This is a genomic window from Stenotrophomonas sp. YJH_SMC_135, from assembly GCF_059372355.1.
The window spans coordinates 148,483-165,800 of record NZ_JCAFVN010000004.1 but is presented as its reverse complement, the minus strand read 5'-3'; the positions used below and the strand labels follow the sequence as shown (position 1 = coordinate 165,800).

Annotated in this window: 19 protein-coding genes; 10 read left to right on the top strand and 9 right to left on the bottom strand. The window is 67.4% G+C overall.

What is annotated here, in order from left to right; all coding sequences use genetic code 11:
* Positions 1 to 57: 57 nt before the first annotated feature.
* A complete protein-coding gene (locus AC5P98_RS15510) occupies positions 58 to 213 on the top strand; it encodes a DUF1328 domain-containing protein (protein ID WP_005407633.1) in 156 nt (51 codons plus the stop codon).
* A gap of 76 nt (positions 214 to 289) precedes the next feature.
* On the opposite strand, the gene ddlA is transcribed toward AC5P98_RS15510, so the two are convergent.
* Positions 290 to 1,384: a D-alanine--D-alanine ligase gene (gene ddlA, locus AC5P98_RS15505; RefSeq protein ID WP_495230092.1), complete on the bottom strand. Its 1,095-nt coding sequence runs from the start codon at positions 1,382 to 1,384 to the stop codon at positions 290 to 292.
* A 335-nt stretch (positions 1,385 to 1,719) separates the two neighbouring features.
* Here ddlA and AC5P98_RS15500 point away from each other — a divergent pair, with 335 nt between their 5' ends.
* Together AC5P98_RS15500 and ubiB are read left to right on the top strand one after the other, a co-directional pair.
* Complete coding sequence (locus tag AC5P98_RS15500) at positions 1,720 to 2,355, top strand: ubiquinone biosynthesis accessory factor UbiJ (protein ID WP_495230091.1); 636 nt, start codon at positions 1,720 to 1,722, stop codon at positions 2,353 to 2,355.
* Positions 2,352 to 4,007 carry a ubiquinone biosynthesis regulatory protein kinase UbiB gene (gene ubiB, locus AC5P98_RS15495; RefSeq protein WP_049405181.1) on the top strand — a complete coding sequence of 552 codons (1,656 nt, stop codon included), beginning with the start codon at positions 2,352 to 2,354 and terminating at the stop codon, positions 4,005 to 4,007. The genes AC5P98_RS15500 and ubiB overlap by 4 nt, the downstream gene beginning before the upstream one ends.
* A 52-nt stretch (positions 4,008 to 4,059) precedes the next feature.
* Here ubiB and AC5P98_RS15490 read toward each other — a convergent pair whose 3' ends face one another.
* From AC5P98_RS15490 to AC5P98_RS15475, 4 genes are read right to left on the bottom strand one after another with little or no spacing between them, the layout of a single operon-like run.
* Complete coding sequence (locus AC5P98_RS15490) at positions 4,060 to 4,845, bottom strand: YaiO family outer membrane beta-barrel protein (protein WP_032962225.1); 786 nt, start codon at positions 4,843 to 4,845, stop codon at positions 4,060 to 4,062.
* A gap of 4 nt (positions 4,846 to 4,849) precedes the next feature.
* Positions 4,850 to 5,455: an LbetaH domain-containing protein gene (locus AC5P98_RS15485; protein WP_049405179.1), complete on the bottom strand. Its 606-nt coding sequence runs from the start codon at positions 5,453 to 5,455 to the stop codon at positions 4,850 to 4,852.
* Positions 5,442 to 6,581: a glycosyltransferase family 2 protein gene (locus AC5P98_RS15480; RefSeq protein WP_014645551.1), complete on the bottom strand. Its 1,140-nt coding sequence runs from the start codon at positions 6,579 to 6,581 to the stop codon at positions 5,442 to 5,444. The genes AC5P98_RS15485 and AC5P98_RS15480 overlap by 14 nt, the downstream gene beginning before the upstream one ends.
* Positions 6,581 to 7,192 carry a PIG-L deacetylase family protein gene (locus AC5P98_RS15475; RefSeq protein WP_014645552.1) on the bottom strand — a complete coding sequence of 204 codons (612 nt, stop codon included), beginning with the start codon at positions 7,190 to 7,192 and terminating at the stop codon, positions 6,581 to 6,583. The genes AC5P98_RS15480 and AC5P98_RS15475 overlap by 1 nt, the downstream gene beginning before the upstream one ends.
* A gap of 166 nt (positions 7,193 to 7,358) precedes the next feature.
* On the opposite strand from AC5P98_RS15475, the gene AC5P98_RS15470 reads away from it, so the two are divergent.
* Together AC5P98_RS15470 and AC5P98_RS15465 are read left to right on the top strand one after the other, a co-directional pair.
* Positions 7,359 to 7,946 (top strand): O-methyltransferase, encoded by a 588-nt coding sequence (locus tag AC5P98_RS15470; RefSeq protein WP_049405174.1) that lies wholly within the window; start codon positions 7,359 to 7,361, stop codon positions 7,944 to 7,946.
* Positions 7,947 to 8,031: 85 nt separating this feature from the next.
* Complete coding sequence (locus AC5P98_RS15465) at positions 8,032 to 8,775, top strand: pseudouridine synthase (RefSeq protein ID WP_014645554.1); 744 nt, start codon at positions 8,032 to 8,034, stop codon at positions 8,773 to 8,775.
* A gap of 70 nt (positions 8,776 to 8,845) precedes the next feature.
* Here the strand turns inward: AC5P98_RS15465 and AC5P98_RS15460 are convergent, their stop codons facing one another.
* The gene (locus AC5P98_RS15460; protein WP_401730180.1) at positions 8,846 to 9,394 is read right to left on the bottom strand and encodes a DUF2059 domain-containing protein; all 549 of its coding nucleotides are present in this window, start codon (positions 9,392 to 9,394) and stop codon (positions 8,846 to 8,848) included.
* A gap of 113 nt (positions 9,395 to 9,507) precedes the next feature.
* Here AC5P98_RS15460 and arfB point away from each other — a divergent pair, with 113 nt between their 5' ends.
* The 3 genes from arfB to dcp all read left to right on the top strand — a co-directional run bounded on the left by arfB (position 9,508) and on the right by dcp (position 12,813).
* Entirely contained in the window at positions 9,508 to 9,939 is a 432-nt protein-coding gene (gene arfB / locus AC5P98_RS15455) for an alternative ribosome rescue aminoacyl-tRNA hydrolase ArfB (protein ID WP_005420755.1), read from the top strand.
* Between the two features lie 4 nt (positions 9,940 to 9,943).
* Positions 9,944 to 10,546 carry a lysophospholipid acyltransferase family protein gene (locus tag AC5P98_RS15450; protein WP_049405171.1) on the top strand — a complete coding sequence of 201 codons (603 nt, stop codon included), beginning with the start codon at positions 9,944 to 9,946 and terminating at the stop codon, positions 10,544 to 10,546.
* Between the two features lie 110 nt (positions 10,547 to 10,656).
* Positions 10,657 to 12,813, top strand: a complete 2,157-nt coding sequence (gene dcp, locus AC5P98_RS15445; protein ID WP_049405170.1) for a peptidyl-dipeptidase Dcp — start codon at positions 10,657 to 10,659, stop codon at positions 12,811 to 12,813.
* Positions 12,814 to 12,959: 146 nt separating this feature from the next.
* Here dcp and AC5P98_RS15440 read toward each other — a convergent pair whose 3' ends face one another.
* Positions 12,960 to 13,406, bottom strand: a complete 447-nt coding sequence (locus AC5P98_RS15440; RefSeq protein WP_004153636.1) for a 3-dehydroquinate dehydratase — start codon at positions 13,404 to 13,406, stop codon at positions 12,960 to 12,962.
* A 3-nt stretch (positions 13,407 to 13,409) separates the two neighbouring features.
* Positions 13,410 to 13,811, bottom strand: coding sequence for a hypothetical protein (locus AC5P98_RS15435; RefSeq protein ID WP_014645558.1), 402 nt, complete (start codon positions 13,809 to 13,811; stop codon positions 13,410 to 13,412).
* Between the two features lie 275 nt (positions 13,812 to 14,086).
* Between AC5P98_RS15435 and lepB the strand changes: the two genes are divergently transcribed.
* Both lepB and AC5P98_RS15425 read left to right on the top strand, forming a co-directional pair.
* Positions 14,087 to 14,713 carry a signal peptidase I gene (gene lepB / locus AC5P98_RS15430; protein WP_014645559.1) on the top strand — a complete coding sequence of 209 codons (627 nt, stop codon included), beginning with the start codon at positions 14,087 to 14,089 and terminating at the stop codon, positions 14,711 to 14,713.
* A 123-nt stretch (positions 14,714 to 14,836) separates the two neighbouring features.
* Positions 14,837 to 16,093: an MFS transporter gene (locus AC5P98_RS15425; protein WP_014645560.1), complete on the top strand. Its 1,257-nt coding sequence runs from the start codon at positions 14,837 to 14,839 to the stop codon at positions 16,091 to 16,093.
* Between the two features lie 118 nt (positions 16,094 to 16,211).
* Here the strand turns inward: AC5P98_RS15425 and AC5P98_RS15420 are convergent, their stop codons facing one another.
* Complete coding sequence (locus AC5P98_RS15420; RefSeq protein WP_014645561.1) at positions 16,212 to 17,120, bottom strand: LysR family transcriptional regulator; 909 nt, start codon at positions 17,118 to 17,120, stop codon at positions 16,212 to 16,214.
* Positions 17,121 to 17,318 lie beyond the last annotated feature (198 nt).

Sequence of the window (17,318 nt, the reverse complement as noted above, 5' to 3'; positions counted from 1 at the left end):
CAGGATCGGGAGGATGGACCCACGCCATCCAAGGCTCGACCACCCGCGAGGAGCGCCATGCTGCATTACGCCATCATTTTCTTTGTCATCGCCATCATCGCCGCCGTTCTGGGCTTTTCCGGCATTGCCGGCGCCGCAACGAACATCGCCTGGATCCTGTTCGTGGTGTTCCTGATCCTTGCGGTGATCTCGATGTTCCGCAAGCGCGGCTAGCCGGTAGTGCCGGCCGCTGGCCGGCATCGCTTTCCGCAGAGTCGAGCCATGCTCGGCTCTGCGGGCGATCACAACGCTACACGGCGCTGTGCAATCCGCGATCGGCTTCGTGACGCTCCTGTGCCAGTTCGATCAGGCGCGTAATCAACGTCGTGTAATCGACACCGCTGGCACCCCACAATTTCGGGTACATGCTGATGCGGGTGAAGCCCGGCAGCGTGTTGACCTCGTTGATGACGATCCCGCCGCCAGCAGTAAGGAATACGTCCACGCGCGCCATGCCGGCACACTCCAGCGCCTGGTAGGCCTGCAGTGCGATCTGCTGGATGCGCGCCTGGGTTGCGGCATCGATATCCGCAGGTACCACCACCTCGGCGCCAGTTTCGTTGATGTACTTGGTGTCGTAGGCGTAGAACTCGTCGTGCACCACCACCTCGCCGCACAGGCTGGCCTGCGGATGCGCGTTGCCCAGTACCGCGCACTCGATCTCGCGGCCGACCACCGCCGATTCCACCAGCACCTTGTGGTCGTAGCGCAGCGCCAATGCCAGTGCCTCGGCGAAGCCCGCTGCGTCCTTGACCCTGCTCACGCCCACCGACGAACCCTGGTTGGCCGGCTTCACGAACAGCGGCAGGCCGAGCTGTGCGATCACCGCATCGACATCGACCGTTGCCGCCTGGTGGCGACGGATGCACAGCCACGGTGCCACCTGCAGGCCAGCGTCGCGCAACAGGCGCTTGGTCACGTCCTTGTCCATCGCCACTGCCGAACCCAGTACCGGCGAGCCGACGAAGGGCAGGTTGGCCATGCGCAGCAGGCCCTGCAGCGCACCGTCTTCGCCCAGCGGCCCATGCACGATCGGCAGCACCACATCGATCTGGCCCAGCGCGCTGGCCGGATCGGACGGCTGCAGCTGTGCCTTTTCCGCACCCGGGCGCACCGCCAGCGACTGGCCAGAGCGATGCAGCGCGATGCGCGACGGATCATCGGCGTTGATCAGGAAGGTGTCCGGCTGGTTCAGATGCCACTGGCCCTGCTTGTCGATGCCGACCAGCACCGGCTCGAAGCGCTCGCGATCAAGCGCATCGAGGATGTTCTTCGCCGACTGCAGTGAAACCTCGTGCTCGGAGGATTTGCCCCCGAAGATAATGCCGACCCGGGTCCGTGCCATGGGAATGAGATGTCCTGTGCGTTGCGTGGCCGTACAGCATGAACCTTCCATAGCCACCCAGGTGAGGCACAGATGAATCACCGGGCTGTCAGCTCGGGTAGCGGCCAAACATGGTTGGCCCCCTGACATCCAGCGCCGACCAAGGTCGGCATCTACCAACGCCAGATCCCATCAGCATTGGGGTCAGAGCCCGTTGCGCAGCAACGGGACCCACCCCGCCATCCCACGGGTCGCCAGCTTTTGAGGTTGAGGTTGCCGGCCAGCGGACGGCACTACCGCGGGTGCCGGGCGGCAGCCCGGCGCAAGCCCCCCACCCACGCAGGTAGAATGCGCACATGGCTCTTTCCCTGCTCAAGTCCCTCAAGCCGGTCGCCGGCCGCGCCCTGCAGATCGCCCTGAACCGCGCGCTGGCGCTGGATCCGGATACCCGCCATGCACTGGCCAGCCTCGATGGCCGGCACATCGACCTGACCCTGGAAGCGCCGTCGCTGGCGATGCGCATCAGCGTCGACGGCGACCAGCTGCGGGTCGGCCCGGTGGATGCGCAGGAAGCCGACCTGGCCGTGCGCAGCAGCCTGGCCGGTGTGCTGGCGCAGCTGCCGCTGCTGGCCAACGCACGGCGCGGCGAGTCCAACAACAAGGGCCGTGTACGCGTGGCCGGTGACGCCGAACTGGCGCGACGCCTCCAGCAGCTGGCCCAGGGCTTCGACCCGGACTGGCAGCAGCCCTTCGTCAGCGTGTTCGGCGAGGTACTGGGCGTGCAGGTGGCCAACACCCTGCGCAGCGCCCTGCAGCACGCGCGCCAGGGTGCGATCGATCTGGCCCACAGCGCCGCCGAATTCATCACCGAGGAATCGCGCGACGTGGTGCCGCGCGCCGAACTGGATGCCTTCCACGATGATGTGGACGTGCTGCGCGATGACGTCGAGCGCCTTGGCGCGCGCGTCCAGCGCCTGCGGGGTGCCGCATGAAGGCCGTGCTGCGGGCAAGCCGCATCGGCCGGGTGATCCTGCGCTACCGCCTGGACGACCTGCTGCAGGGCACGCCGGCTGAGCGCTGGCTGCGCCTGGCCAAACCGTTCGTGCCGCGTGCTTCGGCCGACATCGCTGTACAGTCGCGCGGTGCGCGCCTGCGCCTGGCGCTGCAGGATCTCGGCCCGATCTTCGTCAAGTTCGGCCAGATCCTGTCCACCCGCCGCGACCTGGTGCCGCCGGACGTGGCCAACGAACTGACCCTGCTGCAGGACCGGGTCAAGCCGTTCGACGGCGATACCGCGCGCCGCATCGTCGAGGAAGCACTCGGCCTGCCGGTCAGCGAGGCATTCGCCAGCTTCGATACCGAACCGCTGGCCTCGGCCTCGATCGCACAGGTGCATGCGGCCACGCTGGCCGATGGCCGCCAGGTGGTGGTCAAGGTGCTGCGCCCGGGCATCGAGAAGCAGATCGACGCCGACATCGCCCTGCTCAACTCGCTGGCCGCCCTGGTCGAGCGTACCCATCCGCGTGCCGACAAGATCCGTCCGCGCGAAGTGGTGGCCGAAGTCGAGAACACCCTGGCCGCTGAGCTGGACCTGCAGCGCGAAGGCGCCAATGCCAGCGTGCTGCGCCGCTTCTGGGAAAACAGCGACGACCTGTACGTGCCGGAAGTGATCTGGAGCCACACCGCCGAGCGCGCGCTGACCCTGGAGCGCGTGTGGGGCATTCCGTCCGATGACATCGCTGCACTGGACAAGGCCGGCATCGACCGCAAGGCGCTGGCCGCCAAGGGCGTGCGGGTGTTCTACACCCAGGTGTTCCGCGACAACTTCTTCCATGCCGATGCGCACGCCGGCAACATCTGGGTCGATACCGATCCGTCGCGTCGCGCCAACCCGCGCTTCATCGCGCTGGACTTCGGCATCATGGGCCAGCTGTCGCAGGAAGATCAGTACTACCTGGCCGAGAACTTCATGGCCATCTTCAACCGCGATTATCGCCGCATCGCCGAACTGCACGTGCAGGCGCGCTGGATGCCGGACAACGTGCGCATCGATGATCTGGAAGCGGCCGTGCGTTCGGTGTGCGAGCCGTACTTCACCCGCCCGCTGTCGCAGATCTCGCTGGCCGAAGTGCTGATGAAGCTGTTCCGCGTGGCGCAGCGCTACCAGCTGACCCTGCAGCCGCAGCTGATCCTGCTGCAGAAGACCCTGCTGAACATCGAAGGTGTCGGGCGCCAGCTGGATCCGCAGATCGACATCTGGGCGGTGGCCAAGCCGGTGCTGGCGAAGATCCTGCGTGAGCGCTACAGCCCGCGTCGGGTCGTGCGCGAGATCGGCAAGCGCTTGCCGGAAATCATGACCCACGCGCCGGACATGCCGCGCCTGGTGCACGCCTGGCTGACCCAGCAGGTGGAGGGCCGCCATGAGCTGGCGATGCGCTCGCGCGATCTGGTCGCGCTCGATGCCAGCGTGCAGCGCCTGCAGAAACGCGCGGTCGGTGCGATCACCGGCGTCGGCCTGCTGGCCATCGCCGCACTGGTGTACGTGCTGCAGCCGCCAGGCTGGTACTGGGGCGACCTGCCGATGTGGAGCTGGGTGTCCGGTGCCGTCGGCGCGCTGGCGCTGGCGCGCGCGTGGTGGCGCTGAAGCCTGTTGATCGAGGGTCGGCGGCGTCACGCGCCGCCGACCGGCCACGGCTCTACCAGTGGTAGCCCAGGCCCAGGTGCGACTGCACGCTCTGGAAGCGGTCCAGGCGCGTCCTGTGCCAGGTCTTGCCAATGCCCATGTCCAGCACCAGATGCTCCCCCAGCGGCTGGCTGCGGCGCAGGAAGGCACGACGTGCATCGTGTTCGCGCAGCAGCAGCGGATCGGAATCGGCGGTGTAGCCGGACGTACCGCTGCCCAGCCACAGCTGGGTCGAACCACCGCCCTGCGCATCCTTCAGGCGCAGTGACAGCGTGGTGCCATGGCCGTCGGGCCCATTGGACTGGCGATGCCGCTCGTGGCGCAGTGAGGTGGTCACGCGCGGGAAGTAGTGCGAGGCACCTACCGACCAGCCACTCACGTATGCGCCGGCATGGTACTGGGCGTACTTGCCGCCCACGCTCAGCACGGTCTGCGGTGCCACCTTCCACTGGAAGTCCTGGTTGAGCTGGCGGTTGACGAATACCGGGTCATCGTTGGAGGCGGTGAAGGCGGTGCGGGTCGAAAAGCGTTGACTCCAGCGCTGGTGCAGGGAGCCCTGCACCCGATTGCCGCTGAAGCGTTTGCTGCCGTAGTCGCGTTCACCATGGGCCAGGCCCAGATGCCAGCGGCTGTCACCGCTGCGACCGGCCACATCCACGGTCTGTACGTCGCGCTTGCCAAAGCCATCGGTGTAGTCGGCATGATCCAGCTGCACCGAGACCCGGTCGATGCCGGCATGGGCGCTGGACACAGCCAGCAGCAGGGCGCACGGCAGTGCGCCACGGATGATCAATCGCATGGGGTTACTCCAGGGGTTGGGAATGCAGCGACTGCAGCAGCCGGTAGCGACCGGGCGGCAGGTTTCGTTCCACGGTGATGCGCGGGCCGAACTGGCTGCCCGGGGCGACGATGCGACCGGGCAGAATGATCACGCCGACGCCCAGCGCGGCACCTTCGCCGATCCAGGCGCCGAGCTTGTCGCGCTGGCTGTCGATGACGGTGTCGCCGATGTGGACGGTGACCGTTGCGCCATCCAGGCGATGGTTGCTGGTACGCACCAGCGCGCCCAGGTAGGCACGGGCGTCGACGCGGCTGTCGGCGATGAAGCACTGCGGGCCGATGCAGGCGCCGTCGCCGATCAGTGCGTTCTTCAGTTCACTGGCAAAGCCGATGCGCACGCCATCACCGATGTGCAGCGGACCGCGCAGCAATGCGTTGTTGCCGATCAGGCAGTCGCGGCCGATCGATACCGGCCCGTGCAGCTGGGCGCCGTCGCAGATGCGGCTGCCAGCGCCGATCCGTACCTCGCCCCGCACGATCGCACGCGGCGAAACCTGGGCGCTGGAATCGACGTGGGGTGGCAGCCTCGATAGCGCGTCGGCCATGGCCGCGAGGTCATTCCACCACATGCGGATACCTGGTCGGCTTGTCGCGTGCCGGCTCGCGGCCGGTAAACAGCCCGGCCACGCCATGCATCAGCCAGATCGCATAGGCGAGCAGCACGTACAGCATCGAGAACGCGGCGGCAGGGACCAGCGACGCGCGGCGGTGGTGGATCGCACTGATCACCGCCAGCAACATGACGATGCCGATCCAGAACAACGGCATCACCGACAGGGCGAGGCCACCCGGCCCATGCAGCTGGGCCGCACCGAACCAGACCTGCAGCGTCAGCACGATGCCGGCAAGGGCAAGCAGCATCATCGGCAGGATGCTGAACACGCCGAAGCGGGTCAGCAGCAGGCCGCGATGCAGGCGCATGCATACCGCATAGCCGACGATCCAGCGTCGCCAGCGCCGCCATTCCTCCACCAGCGTGTTGCATTCCTGCGGGTAGACCACGCAGCGCACGCTCTGGCGGACACGGTAGCCCTGCGCGACCAGCGACCAGGACATGTCCAGGTCTTCGACGCGGGTACGGTCGGAGAAACCGACCTTGCGCAGCACCGAGGTGCGGAACAGGCCACACGAGCCGGAGACGATGAACGGTGCGCCGCCCAGCCATTGCTGGAAGCTGCGCTTGATGACGATCATCGGCAGCTTCAGGCTGGCGCGCACATGCGGCAGGAAGCCGGCACCCTGCAGGCTGGACGAGGGTACGCCACCGACCGCATCGGCACCGCGCTCGATCTCGTCCAGCAGGTGGCCCAGGCCATGGCCGCGCGGATCGATGTGGGTGTCGGCGTCGGTCAGGAACACCTGCTCGGCGGTGGCGTGCCGCAGGCCATGCATCAGCGCGCCGCCCTTGCCGGTGTTGGCCTGGTGCACGGCCACGAGGCGCCCGGGCCAGCGCGCCTGCAGCGCATCAAGTACCTGGGCGGTGTTGTCGGTCGAACCGTCGTTCACGCAGATCACCCGTGCCACGTAGGGGTTCTGCAGCAGGCCGGTCAACGAGCGCTCCAGGCACGGCGCTTCGTTGTAGGCCGGCACGATCGCATCGATGCTGTACAGGCGCGTGCTGGGGCGACGCGAGGCCTGCACGCACACACGCACCAGGATGAAGGCACACATGGCCAGGAACAGCAGCGTTTTCATCACAGCACCAGCCGGTAGGGCACGAAGCCCTCACTGGGGCCGATGCCGATCTGCTGGCCGCGGAACTGCGCGTGGCAGCGCAGGTGGTCCTCCTGCATGTAGTGGCGATCGCCCTGGCTGGCATGCTCGCGCAATGCGTGGATCTTCAGGTCCAGTTGTGCGCTGATGTCCTCGAACACCTGCGGTGCGAACTGCGGCAGGGTGCTGGGGCTCTCGTAGCAGAGGATCTGCGGGATGCTGCGGCAGGCGATGATTGACGCTTCATGGACGGTGCGATGGTCCTGGTGGTGGTCTTCGCCGCACATCGTGTAGACGCGATGCGGTGCGATCTGCGCGCAGGCCTGCTCGATCACCGCGACGATGTCGTTGCGGCAGGCAGGAAAGCGCGTATCCGGGAAATCCTGCTGGATCACCTCGGTCACACCCAGGCGGCGCAACGCGCGGTGGGATTCGTCGCTGCGGTCGATGCCGGCATGGCAGCCACGGCCACCACGGCTGAGCACCAGCGCATGGATGCGTGCACCGTCGCGGGCCAGCTTGGCCAGGCTGCCGCCGCAACCGAGTTCGATGTCGTCGGGGTGGGCGCCGATTGCCAGAATGTCGAGAACCATGGCCGTGTCCTTGCGGAAACCAATGAGGGCCGCGGGCCGGTGGACCATCCCGCGTGAAGAAGGCGGGAACTATCGCAACCCCATCGGAGTACAGGCTTAAGACAAGTACGAAATGTGGCCGGACAGGCCACAATGCTCACCCTTGCTGTGGCAAATGAAAGAAGCAATGACGATGCAGCTTTCGGAATTGAAGAACGAACTGGCACGCTTCGGTGCTGAAAACGACGCGCATGAAACCGAGCGCGCTCGGCGCATGCTCAACATCACGCCGGACACCGGTGAATTCCTGTCGGTGCTGGTGCGTTTCGGCAATGCGCGCCGGGTGCTGGAGATCGGCACCTCCAACGGTTATTCCACGCTGTGGATTGCCGAAGCCGCAGCCGCCATCGACGGCCACGTGACGACGCTGGAATACGCCGGAGACAAGGTGGCGATGGCGCGTGACACCTTCGCGCGCAGTGGCCTTGCCGATCGCATCACGCTGGTCCACGGCGATGCCGGGCAGTGGCTGGCACAGGCCGCCGATGCCAGCATTGACCTGCTGTTCCTCGATTCGGACCGCGAACAGTACGCCGGCTGGTGGCCGCGGCTGCGCCGCGTGCTGCGGCGGGGGGGGCTGCTGGTGGTGGACAACGCCACCTCGCACGCCGCGCAGATGGAACCGTTGCGCGCGTTGCTGGATGCCGATCCGGACTTCGGCACCAGCCTGGTGCCGGTGGGCAACGGCGAGCTTCTGGCCGTGCGCAACGCTTGACCGCCGCGCCACCAACCCGGGGTCAGATCCCTTTTCCGCAGGAAAAGGGATCTGACCCCGATCAGGGCGCCCGTATAATCCTGCGGTGAGCACCGAACCTGACACCCTCGCCGCGGTCGAGACCGAAACCGCGCCCCTGCAGCTGCTGCACCTGGACGAGCGCCTGGCCGTGGTCAACAAGCCCGCCGGGCTGATGGTCCACGACAGCAAGCTGGCCCGTGGCGAAGATGATTTCCTGGCCGACCGCCTGCGCGAGCAGCTGGGCCGCCCGATCTTCCTCGTGCACCGCCTGGACCGGGCCACCAGCGGCTGCCTGCTGCTGGCCTTCGACCGCGAGACCGCCAGTGCGCTGGGCAAGGCGTTGATGGGGGGTGAAGTGGCCAAGGACTACCTGACGGTCTGCCGGGGCTGGCCGGCCGAGCTGTCCTGGCGGGTGGACCATGACCTGGACGGCGGGCCGGGCAAGCCGGTGAAGAAGCCGGCGGTCACCGACTTCCAGCGCCTGGCCACCGGCGAGCTGTCGGTGCCGGTGGGTGAGTTCAGCAGTTCGCGCTACGCGCTGCTGCGCTGCCAGCCGCAGACCGGGCGCTTCCGGCAGATCCGCCGGCACCTCAAGCACCTGTCGCACCACATGATCGGCGACACCAGCCACGGCGATGGCCGCCACAACCGCATCTTCCGCATGCAGGGCGTGCACCGCATGCTGCTGCACGCCGAGCGCCTGCGCTTCCCGCACCCGGACGGTGGCAGCGTGGATGTCAGTGCGCCGCTGGATCGCGAGTTCCAGAAGGCGCTGGACCTGTTCGGTTGGCAGGTGGACGACGCCTGATGCTGCTGCGGTAAGCCGAGCGTGGGCTCGGCTCTACAGCCAGCGGCCGGGCGTGGCCCGGCGCACCCCGTTATTTCTTTTCCGGCTCGTTGACGATCGCTTCCAGGTCCTTCTGCAGATCCGCGAACAGCGGCTGCATGCGCGCCTGGATCGCCACCATCACGTTCTGCATCAGCGCCGGGGTCTTGTCCAGCAGGCTCTGGCCGGCCGCGCTCTCGTAGAACTCGGCCATTGCCAGCACGTCTTCCTTGCTGAAGGTCTTCTTGTACAGGTCCACGTACATGGGCCGCAGCTGTTGCCACGACATCGCCTGGCGCAGGGTCTGGCTGGTCCGGGCCTGGATCCGCTTCAGCTGTTCCTGCTGCTGGGCGGTGAGCTGGCGCTGCGCGGCCACCTGCTGGAACTGCTGCTGCTGCATGGCTTCGATCTGCGGCACCATGGTGTCGATCATGCTCTGCGCGCGCGAGGCCGACAGCAGGCGGTTGATGTCGCCGTCGGTCGGCGGGGCGGCCAGGGCCGGAACGCTGGCCACGGCCAGCGCCAGCAGCAGGGCGGCGCGGCGCAGCAGGGACGGCAGGGCGGGTGTGGAGCGGGTCATGCGGGGCTTCCTGCGGTACATGGGACCGCCAGCATACCCGCAGCCCAGGCGAAGGCGGCGTGTTCGGTGCCTGATCGGCGGCATACGGGGCGCGATGGCGTACTTCACCACGTGCCTGCCGCTACAATGCGCGGATGGGCAGTGGACCGGTCACCATCAGCGCGCAGCTTGAAATCCCCGACGGCGAGATCGTCGAGCGGTTCGTGCGCGCCAGTGGCGCCGGCGGCCAGAACGTCAACAAGGTGTCCACCGCGGTGGAACTGCGTTTCGACGTGGCCAACTCGCCCTCGTTGCCCGAACCGTTGCGCGCGCGCCTGCTGGCGCGGCGTGACCGGCGCATGACCGGCGAAGGCGTGCTGGTCATCGACGCGCAACGATTCCGCACCCAGGATCGCAATCGCGAGGATGCGCGCGAGCGGCTGGCGGCCTTCATCCAGGCCGGGCTGAGCGTGCCCAAACCGCGCAAGGCCACCAAGCCGACCCTCGGGTCGAAACTGCGTCGTCTGGACGCCAAACGCGGGCGCGCGCAGATCAAGCGCGGGCGCTCATCACGTGACTGGGAGTGATTGCTTGAACAACCCGACTTCGTTGCTGCCGGCCGTGCCGCCGCAGATGCCGCAGGTCAAACCCAACGCCTTCCTGCGCTGGCTGGCGCGCTGCACCCTGCGCATGGGCGGCTGGAAGGTGACCGGCACCCTGCCGGACATCCCCAGGCTGGTCTTCATCATCGCCCCGCATTCGTCCAACTGGGACGGGCTGTGGGGCATGGCGGCGAAGATCGCGCTGGGCATGAAGGTGAAGGTGCTGGGCAAGGCCTCGCTGTTCTGGTGGCCGCTGGGCCCGCTGCTGCACAAGCTGGGCGTGATCCCGCTCGATCGCAGCTCGCCGCAGGGCACCGTCGGCCAGGCCGTGGACCTGCTGCGCAACAACGAGAAGATGTGGTTCGCCATCACGCCCGAGGGCACCCGCAAGGCGGTGAAGGACTGGAAGGCCGGTTTCCTGAAGATCGCCCGGATGGCTGACGTGCCGATCTTGGCGGCGTATTTCCACTATCCGGAAAAGACCATCGGCATCGGTCCGCTGTTCACCCCGAGCGGCGACGATGTGGCCGACATGGCTGCCATCCGCGAGTTCTACCGGCCCTGGATCGGCAAGACCCGCGGCACGGTCTGAGCCGGTTGCAGGCCGCCGCATAGACGCCACGTCCGGCACATGCCGGGCGAGCGCGACAGGAGTAGGGTGGAGGGCTGGTATCCATACCGTCTGCCCAAGGAGCGTTTTACATGTCGCGTACCGTAGTCCTGGCCGCCGCCATCAGCCTGGCGCTGGCGGCCTGTTCCGGCAAGGAGTCCACCCCCGTGTCCGATGCCCAGAAGACCCCGGCCCAGCAGCCGGCCGAAGCCTCCACCAATCCGCTGCTGAGCGCGAGCACGCTGCCGTTCCAGGCACCGCCGTTCGACAAGATCAAGGACAGCGACTACCTGCCGGCGTTTGAAGAAGGCATGCGCCAGCACCTGGCCGACGTGCGCAGGATCGCCGACAGCAGCGAGCCGGCCACCTTCGACAACACCATCGTGGCGATGGAGCGCAGCGGCGAGACCCTGACCCGCGTGTCGCGCATCTTCTTCGGCCTGGTCCAGGCCGATACCAACGATGCGCGCCAGAAGATCCAGGAAGAAGTGGCGCCGAAGCTGGCCGCGCACCAGGACGAGATCAACCTCGATCCGAAGCTGTTCGCGCGCGTGAAGTCGCTGTACGACCAGCGTGACACGCTGGAGCTGGACCCGGTGCAGAAGCGCCTGGTCGAGCACTACTACGATGGCCTGGTGCGCGCCGGTGCGCAGCTGTCCGACGCCGACAAGGCGAGCCTGCGCAAGCTCAACGTGGAAGAGACCACGCTCTCCACCCAGTTCCATACCCGCCTGGTGGCCGCCACCGCCGCTGCGGCCGTTGTCGTTGACGACAAGGCCAAGCTGGCCGGCCTGGACGAGGGCGCTATCAACAACGCTGCGGCCGCCGCCAAGGACCGCAAGCTGGATGGCAAGTTCCTGCTGCCGCTGCAGAACACCACCCAGCAGCCGGTGCTCGGCTCGCTGAGCGACCGCGACCAGCGCGCCGCCGTGCTGAAGGCCTCGGAAACCCGCGCCGAGCGCGGCGATGCCAACGACACCCGGCAGACCGTGCAGCGCCTGGCCCAGCTGCGTGCGCAGAAGGCCAAGCTGCTCGGCTTTGACACCTTCGCCGACTACCAGCTGGGCGACCAGATGGCCAAGACCCCGGCCGCCGCGCTCAAGCTGCTGACCGATACCGTGCCGGCCGCCACTGCCAAGGCGCGTGCCGAAGCTGGCGAGATCCAGAAGGTGATCGACGCGCAGAAGGGCGGATTCCAGGTGGCCGCTTCGGACTGGGACTTCTACGCCGAGCAGGTGCGCAAGGCCAAGTACGATCTGGACGAGTCGCAGATCAAGCCGTACTTCGAACTGGACAACGTGCTGCAGAACGGCGTCTTCTACGCCGCCACCCAGCTGTACGGCATCACCTTCAAGCCGCGCACCGACATTCCGACCTACAACCCGGACATGAAGGTGTACGAAGTGTTCGACAAGGACGGCACCTCGCTGGCGCTGTTCTACACCGACTACTTCAAGCGTGACAGCAAGTCCGGTGGCGCCTGGATGGACGTGTTCGTCGAGCAGGACGGCCTGACCGGTGCCAAGCCGGTGGTCTACAACGTCTGCAACTTCACCAAGCCGGCCGCCGGCCAGCCTGCGCTGATCAGCTTCGACGACGTCACCACCATGTTCCATGAGTTCGGCCATGCGCTGCACGGCATGTTCTCGAACGTGAAGTACCCGTCGATCGCCGGCACCGCGACCTCGCGCGACTTCGTCGAGTTCCCGTCGCAGTTCAACGAGCACTGGGCGCTGGACCCGAAGGTGTTCGCCAACTACGCCAAGCACTACAAGACCGGCGAGGCGATGCCGCAGGAGCTGGTCGACAAGATCCTCAAGGCACGCAGCTTCAACCAGGGCTACGCGACGACCGAGTACCTGTCGGCCGCGCTGCTGGACCTGGCCTGGCACACGCAGAAGGCCGACGCGCCGCTGCAGGATGTCGGCGCCTTTGAAGCCAGCGCGCTGAAGAAGTTCAAGGTCGACCTGCCGCAGGTGCCGCCGCGCTACCGCACCACCTACTTCGACCATATCTGGGGTGGCGGTTACTCGGCCGGCTACTACGCCTACTTCTGGGCCGAAGTGCTCGACCATGACGCCTACCAGTGGTTCACCGAGCACGGTGGCCTGACCGCGGCCAATGGCCAGGAGTTCCGCGACAAGATCCTCTCGCGCGGCAACAGCGTGGAACTGTCGACCCTGTACCGCGATTTCCGTGGCAAGGACCCGTCGGTGGAACCGCTGCTGAAGTTCCGCGGGTTGAAGTAAGAAAGCGAAAACGGCGGGGGCAACCCCGCCGTTTTTCTTTCTGTAGCGTCGAGCCATGCTCGACGTTCTTCTGTAGAGCCGAGCCCACGCTCGGCTGATGGTTCCTGGAAAGGCAGCCGAGCATGGGCTCGGCTCTACAAACAGCGTTACGTTCCCACGTGCACCCGGTTGGCCTGCTCGGCCAGGCCCAGGTGATCCAGCGCGATATCCAGCGCCAGCACGTAACTCTGCGCGCCGTAGCCGGCGGCGATGCCCAGGCGCTGGCCGACACCAGCCGGCAGGCACGGCTCGGCTACCGCGCCGTCGTCATGCACTTCCACATAGGCGTTGTGCAGGTACGGCAGCAGGCGCTGCAGGCGCAGGCTGTTGGCACACGCGCCCGGGTCGAGCAGGGTCACCTCGCCGCGGCTGTGGTCGGCCACGCGTAGGGCGTCCAGCAGTTCCTGTTCCGAACCACAGGCACGGATCGCCACGCTGGTGCCGGCGTCGATCGCACGATGCACCAGTGACTTCAGGACCGGTGCCGGCAGCGGCATCGCGGTGCGGATCAGGGCGCCGGCCGCTTCCGGGCCACGGATGATGAAGATCGACATGGCTCAGCCCTCCTGTGCCAGGCGGCGGCCGACAATGGCCAGCGACAACGGGTAGCCGGCCTGCTGGCTGCGCTGGTCGACCACCACGGCGGCGGGACCGTGCTGCAGGCGCAGGCGTGCCTCCAGACCGGGTTCGCTGGGGGCCTGCAGTTCGATGTACTGCGCCGGCAGCCGTTCCAGCGCCGCCTGCAGCGCGCCACCTTCGGCCTGCCATTGCGCCTCGTCAGCGGTACCGACATCCAGCAGTACCCAGTCGGCCGAGCGCGCCTGCGGCTGGCACAGGCACTGGCGTACCTCGGACAGGCTGGCGCAGTCGCTGCACAGCACGCGATGGCCGGCCAGCTGCGTCGGCAGTTGGGGACGCGGTGCCGACGAAGAGGCGTGGCGGATCACCAGGAGGGTCATACAACACCTTGCGGAATGCGCCCTGCGGCGCGGTGGGCACACGATGCGCGTGCCGCCCGTAAAGGTGCGATGCCCGCGGCCGGTCCCGCGCGTAAAACCTGCGTAACCCTTCCTGTAGAGCCGAGCCTGCGCTCGGCCGCTCTGCGCCCCAGTCGGGCAACCTCGACGCTGCAAGGAACAAGCCGAGCGTGGGCTCGGCTCTACCGGATCGCGTCGCGGGAACCTCTCCCGCCTGGATGTGGTCTGATGCAGCTACCACCCACCCGGAGCCTGTCATGGATGCTGCTGCCCGTCCTCCCTTGTCCGAACGCGCGCTGGTCTGGCTGAAGAAGGAAGCATTGCCGCTGCTGGTGATGCTCGGCCTGCTCGCCGCCGCCCGCGATACCCTCGCCAACCACTACGTGGTGCCGAGTGGCTCGATGCAGCCGACCCTGCAGCCGGGCGACCGGGTGGTGGTGGACATGCGCGCCTACGGCCTGCGCCTGCCGTTCACCGGCAAGGAACTGATGGCCACCGGCGTCCCGCAGCGCGGTGAAGTGGCGGTGTTCGATTCACCGGCCGACGGCACCCGCCTGATCAAGCGCGTGGCGGCGGTGGCCGGTGACCACGTGCAGATGCGCGAGGGCCATCTGAGCATCAACGGCCAGCCGCTGCAGATCGCCGATCTGCAGGACGTGGAAGCCTTCGGCGAGCGCCGTGCCCGCCTCGACCTGGACATGGGCGGCGGTCCGGACATCGCCGATCTGGTGGTGCCGGCCGGCAAGGTGCTGGTGCTGGGTGACCACCGCGGCAACAGCTTCGACGGCCGCTTCTTCGGCTTCGTCGACGCCGACAAGGTCTACGGCCGTGCGGTGGCGGTGTACTACCGCCGCGGCGACGGTTTCGAGTGGCAGCGCCTGTAAGCTGAATTGATATTTCTTGAGTATCAATCCTGACTTATCAGGTTATGGATCGACTGGATCGACAGGCCTAGTCTGAGGCCCGTTCCCTCCCATGCCCGGCCGCCCCACCGGCCCTTCGATCCCATGACTGGCGAAACCGCGGCGGCCGTCGAGCGCCGTCCCCCCACTGTCGATCCCATCGCCGAGACCCGCATCCAGCAGGGCACGCCGGCCTTCCGCCGCACCGCGCTGGCACTGTTCCTGGCCGGCTTCTCCACCTTCGGCCTGCTGTACACCGTGCAGCCGCTGCTGCCCGAGTTCAGCCGCCACTTCGGCGTGTCCGCCGCAGGCAGCGCGATGTCGTTGTCGCTGACCACCGGCACGCTGGCGGTGGCGATGCTGTTGGCCGGCCTGCTGTCCGATGCGGTCGGCCGCCGCCCGTTGATGATTGCCGCGCTGCTGGCCTCGGCCATGCTGTCGCTGAGCACGGCGCTGGTGGACGACTGGACCACGCTGCTGGTGCTGCGCACCCTGCTTGGCCTGGCGCTGAGCGGCGTGCCGGCAGTGGCGATGACCTACCTGGTCGAGGAGATGGACAGCCGCGCGCTGGGCCTGGCGATGGGCCTGTACATCGGCGGCAACGCCATCGGTGGCATGAGCGGGCGCCTGCTGGCCGGCATCATCGCCGATCACTGGGGCTGGCGTTGGGGCATCGGCGTGGTGTCGATCATCGCCGTGGCCAGCACCGTGCTGCTGTGGCTGCAGCTGCCGCCGTCGCGTCATTTCAGCGCGCGACGCGATGGCCTGCGCGAGTTGCCGTCGCGCTGGCGCACGCTGTTCGCCGACCGGGGCCTGCCGTGGCTGTTCGCCACCTCGTTCGTGCTGATGGGCGTGTTCGTCACCCTCTACAACTACCTGGGCTATCACCTGCTGGCGCCGCCGTACCACCTCAGCCAGACCGTGGTCGGGCTGATCTTCAGCGTGTACCTGGTGGGCACCTTCAGTTCGGCGTGGATGGGCCAGCAGGCCACGCGGTACGGGCGCGGCCGCATCCTGTCGATCTCGTTCGCGCTGATCGGCGCCGGCATCGCGCTGCTGGCGATGCCGTGGCTGAGCACGATGGCCCTGGGCATCGCGCTGGTGACCTTCGGCTTCTTCGGTGGTCACTCGGTGGCCAGCAGCTGGGTCGGCAGCCGTGCCGGTACGATGCGCGCGGAAGCGTCGGCGCTGTACCTGTTCGCCTACTACTTGGGCTCCAGCGTGCTGGGCGGGGTCGGCGGCCTGGCCTACGCGGCCTGGGACTGGCTGGGCGTGTGCGCGTTCGCTGCCGTGCTGACCCTGATCGGGGGCGGCATCGTCTGGGCGCTGCAGCAGCGCGCGCCGCAGCCGGTCACGGCCTGACGCCAGCCTCGCGTTCCGCACGGGCGCGGCGTTGCTCTGGTAGATGCCGACCTTGGTCGGCGCTCTGGCACGGCAGCCAACCAAGGTTGGCGTCTACCAAACCTAAGTGGGTGGCACTTCACCCTTCGGCGAACGCCCCGCGCAACAGCCCGGCGAAGTTGCGGATCAGCGGCGTCACCCCCTCGCGGTGCCATGCCAGCTGCACCTCCGAATGCGCACCGGCATCGGCCAGCGCCACGAAGCGCGCGCCTTCCACGCGGATGTGATCGCAGGACGAGGGCAGGATCGCCGCACCCAGGCCTGCAGCCGCAAGACTGATCAATGTCGATGCCTCACCGGCTTCCTGCACGATGCGCGGCGTGAACCCGGCGGCCGCGCACAGCGCGATCATGTGGTCATGGATGCCCGCGCCCGCGCTGCGGCGAAATGCCACGAACGGCTCCTGCGCGAAGTCGCGTAGCGACAACGTGCCCTGCTTCGACAGCCTGCGCAGGGCAGGGTGGTCGGCATGCACGATCAACGCCAGTGGATCGACGAACAGGCTGTGCGCCACCAGCTCCGGCGGCAATGCGCGCTTGCGGATGATGCCCACGTCCAGTGAACCGTCGAGCAGCGCATCGATCTGCTGCAGCGTGTTCATCTCGCTCAGCTGCAGCCGCACCTGTGGGTACTGCTGGCGGTAGCGCAGGATCGAACGCGGAATCTGCGGCGACAGCGGCGTGGCCCGGGTCAGGCCGATACGCAGTTCGCCCTGCTCGCCGCGCTGCGCGCGCTGTACCTCGTCCACCGCGGTTTCCACCTGCTGCACGATGGCCCGTGCGCGCTCCTGCAGCAGCTCACCCGCAGGCGTCAGCTGCACACGACGATGGCTGCGCACGAACAGGCGCGCCCCGATCAGGTCTTCCAGCTGGCGGATCTGCTGGCTGAGCGGCGGTTGCGACATGCCCAGCCGCTCCGCCGCCTGGCCGAAGTGCAGCGTATCGGCAACGGCGAGGAAGTAACGCAGGTGGCGGAGTTCGATGGACATGCGCCCAGTCTATGCATCGCCAGCCGGAAATGGGGTCAGATCCGTTTTCCTGCGGAAAACGGATCTGACCCCGGTCACCCGTCATCCACGCATGGCGTGGATCTACCGTGTCGACCAAGGTCGACACCTACCCACAGCAGCAGATACCAACAGCAGCAGGAATCTGTCAGAGGCGGGGCGGTGTGGGTGGGCAGGACC

What these genes read in the sequence shown, in the direction of transcription:
- AC5P98_RS15510 (WP_005407633.1), top strand. Translation starts at nt 58, where the DNA reads ATGCTGCATTACGCCATCATTTTCTTTGTCATCGCCATCATCGCCGCC.
- ddlA (WP_495230092.1), bottom strand. Translation starts at nt 1,384, where the DNA reads ATGGCACGGACCCGGGTCGGCATTATCTTCGGGGGCAAATCCTCCGAG.
- AC5P98_RS15500 (WP_495230091.1), top strand. Translation starts at nt 1,720, where the DNA reads ATGGCTCTTTCCCTGCTCAAGTCCCTCAAGCCGGTCGCCGGCCGCGCC.
- ubiB (WP_049405181.1), top strand. Translation starts at nt 2,352, where the DNA reads ATGAAGGCCGTGCTGCGGGCAAGCCGCATCGGCCGGGTGATCCTGCGC.
- AC5P98_RS15490 (WP_032962225.1), bottom strand. Translation starts at nt 4,845, where the DNA reads ATGCGATTGATCATCCGTGGCGCACTGCCGTGCGCCCTGCTGCTGGCT.
- AC5P98_RS15485 (WP_049405179.1), bottom strand. Translation starts at nt 5,455, where the DNA reads ATGTGGTGGAATGACCTCGCGGCCATGGCCGACGCGCTATCGAGGCTG.
- AC5P98_RS15480 (WP_014645551.1), bottom strand. Translation starts at nt 6,581, where the DNA reads ATGAAAACGCTGCTGTTCCTGGCCATGTGTGCCTTCATCCTGGTGCGT.
- AC5P98_RS15475 (WP_014645552.1), bottom strand. Translation starts at nt 7,192, where the DNA reads ATGGTTCTCGACATTCTGGCAATCGGCGCCCACCCCGACGACATCGAA.
- AC5P98_RS15470 (WP_049405174.1), top strand. Translation starts at nt 7,359, where the DNA reads ATGACGATGCAGCTTTCGGAATTGAAGAACGAACTGGCACGCTTCGGT.
- AC5P98_RS15460 (WP_401730180.1), bottom strand. Translation starts at nt 9,394, where the DNA reads ATGTACCGCAGGAAGCCCCGCATGACCCGCTCCACACCCGCCCTGCCG.
- arfB (WP_005420755.1), top strand. Translation starts at nt 9,508, where the DNA reads ATGGGCAGTGGACCGGTCACCATCAGCGCGCAGCTTGAAATCCCCGAC.
- dcp (WP_049405170.1), top strand. Translation starts at nt 10,657, where the DNA reads ATGTCGCGTACCGTAGTCCTGGCCGCCGCCATCAGCCTGGCGCTGGCG.
- AC5P98_RS15440 (WP_004153636.1), bottom strand. Translation starts at nt 13,406, where the DNA reads ATGTCGATCTTCATCATCCGTGGCCCGGAAGCGGCCGGCGCCCTGATC.
- AC5P98_RS15435 (WP_014645558.1), bottom strand. Translation starts at nt 13,811, where the DNA reads ATGACCCTCCTGGTGATCCGCCACGCCTCTTCGTCGGCACCGCGTCCC.
- lepB (WP_014645559.1), top strand. Translation starts at nt 14,087, where the DNA reads ATGGATGCTGCTGCCCGTCCTCCCTTGTCCGAACGCGCGCTGGTCTGG.
- AC5P98_RS15425 (WP_014645560.1), top strand. Translation starts at nt 14,837, where the DNA reads ATGACTGGCGAAACCGCGGCGGCCGTCGAGCGCCGTCCCCCCACTGTC.
- AC5P98_RS15420 (WP_014645561.1), bottom strand. Translation starts at nt 17,120, where the DNA reads ATGTCCATCGAACTCCGCCACCTGCGTTACTTCCTCGCCGTTGCCGAT.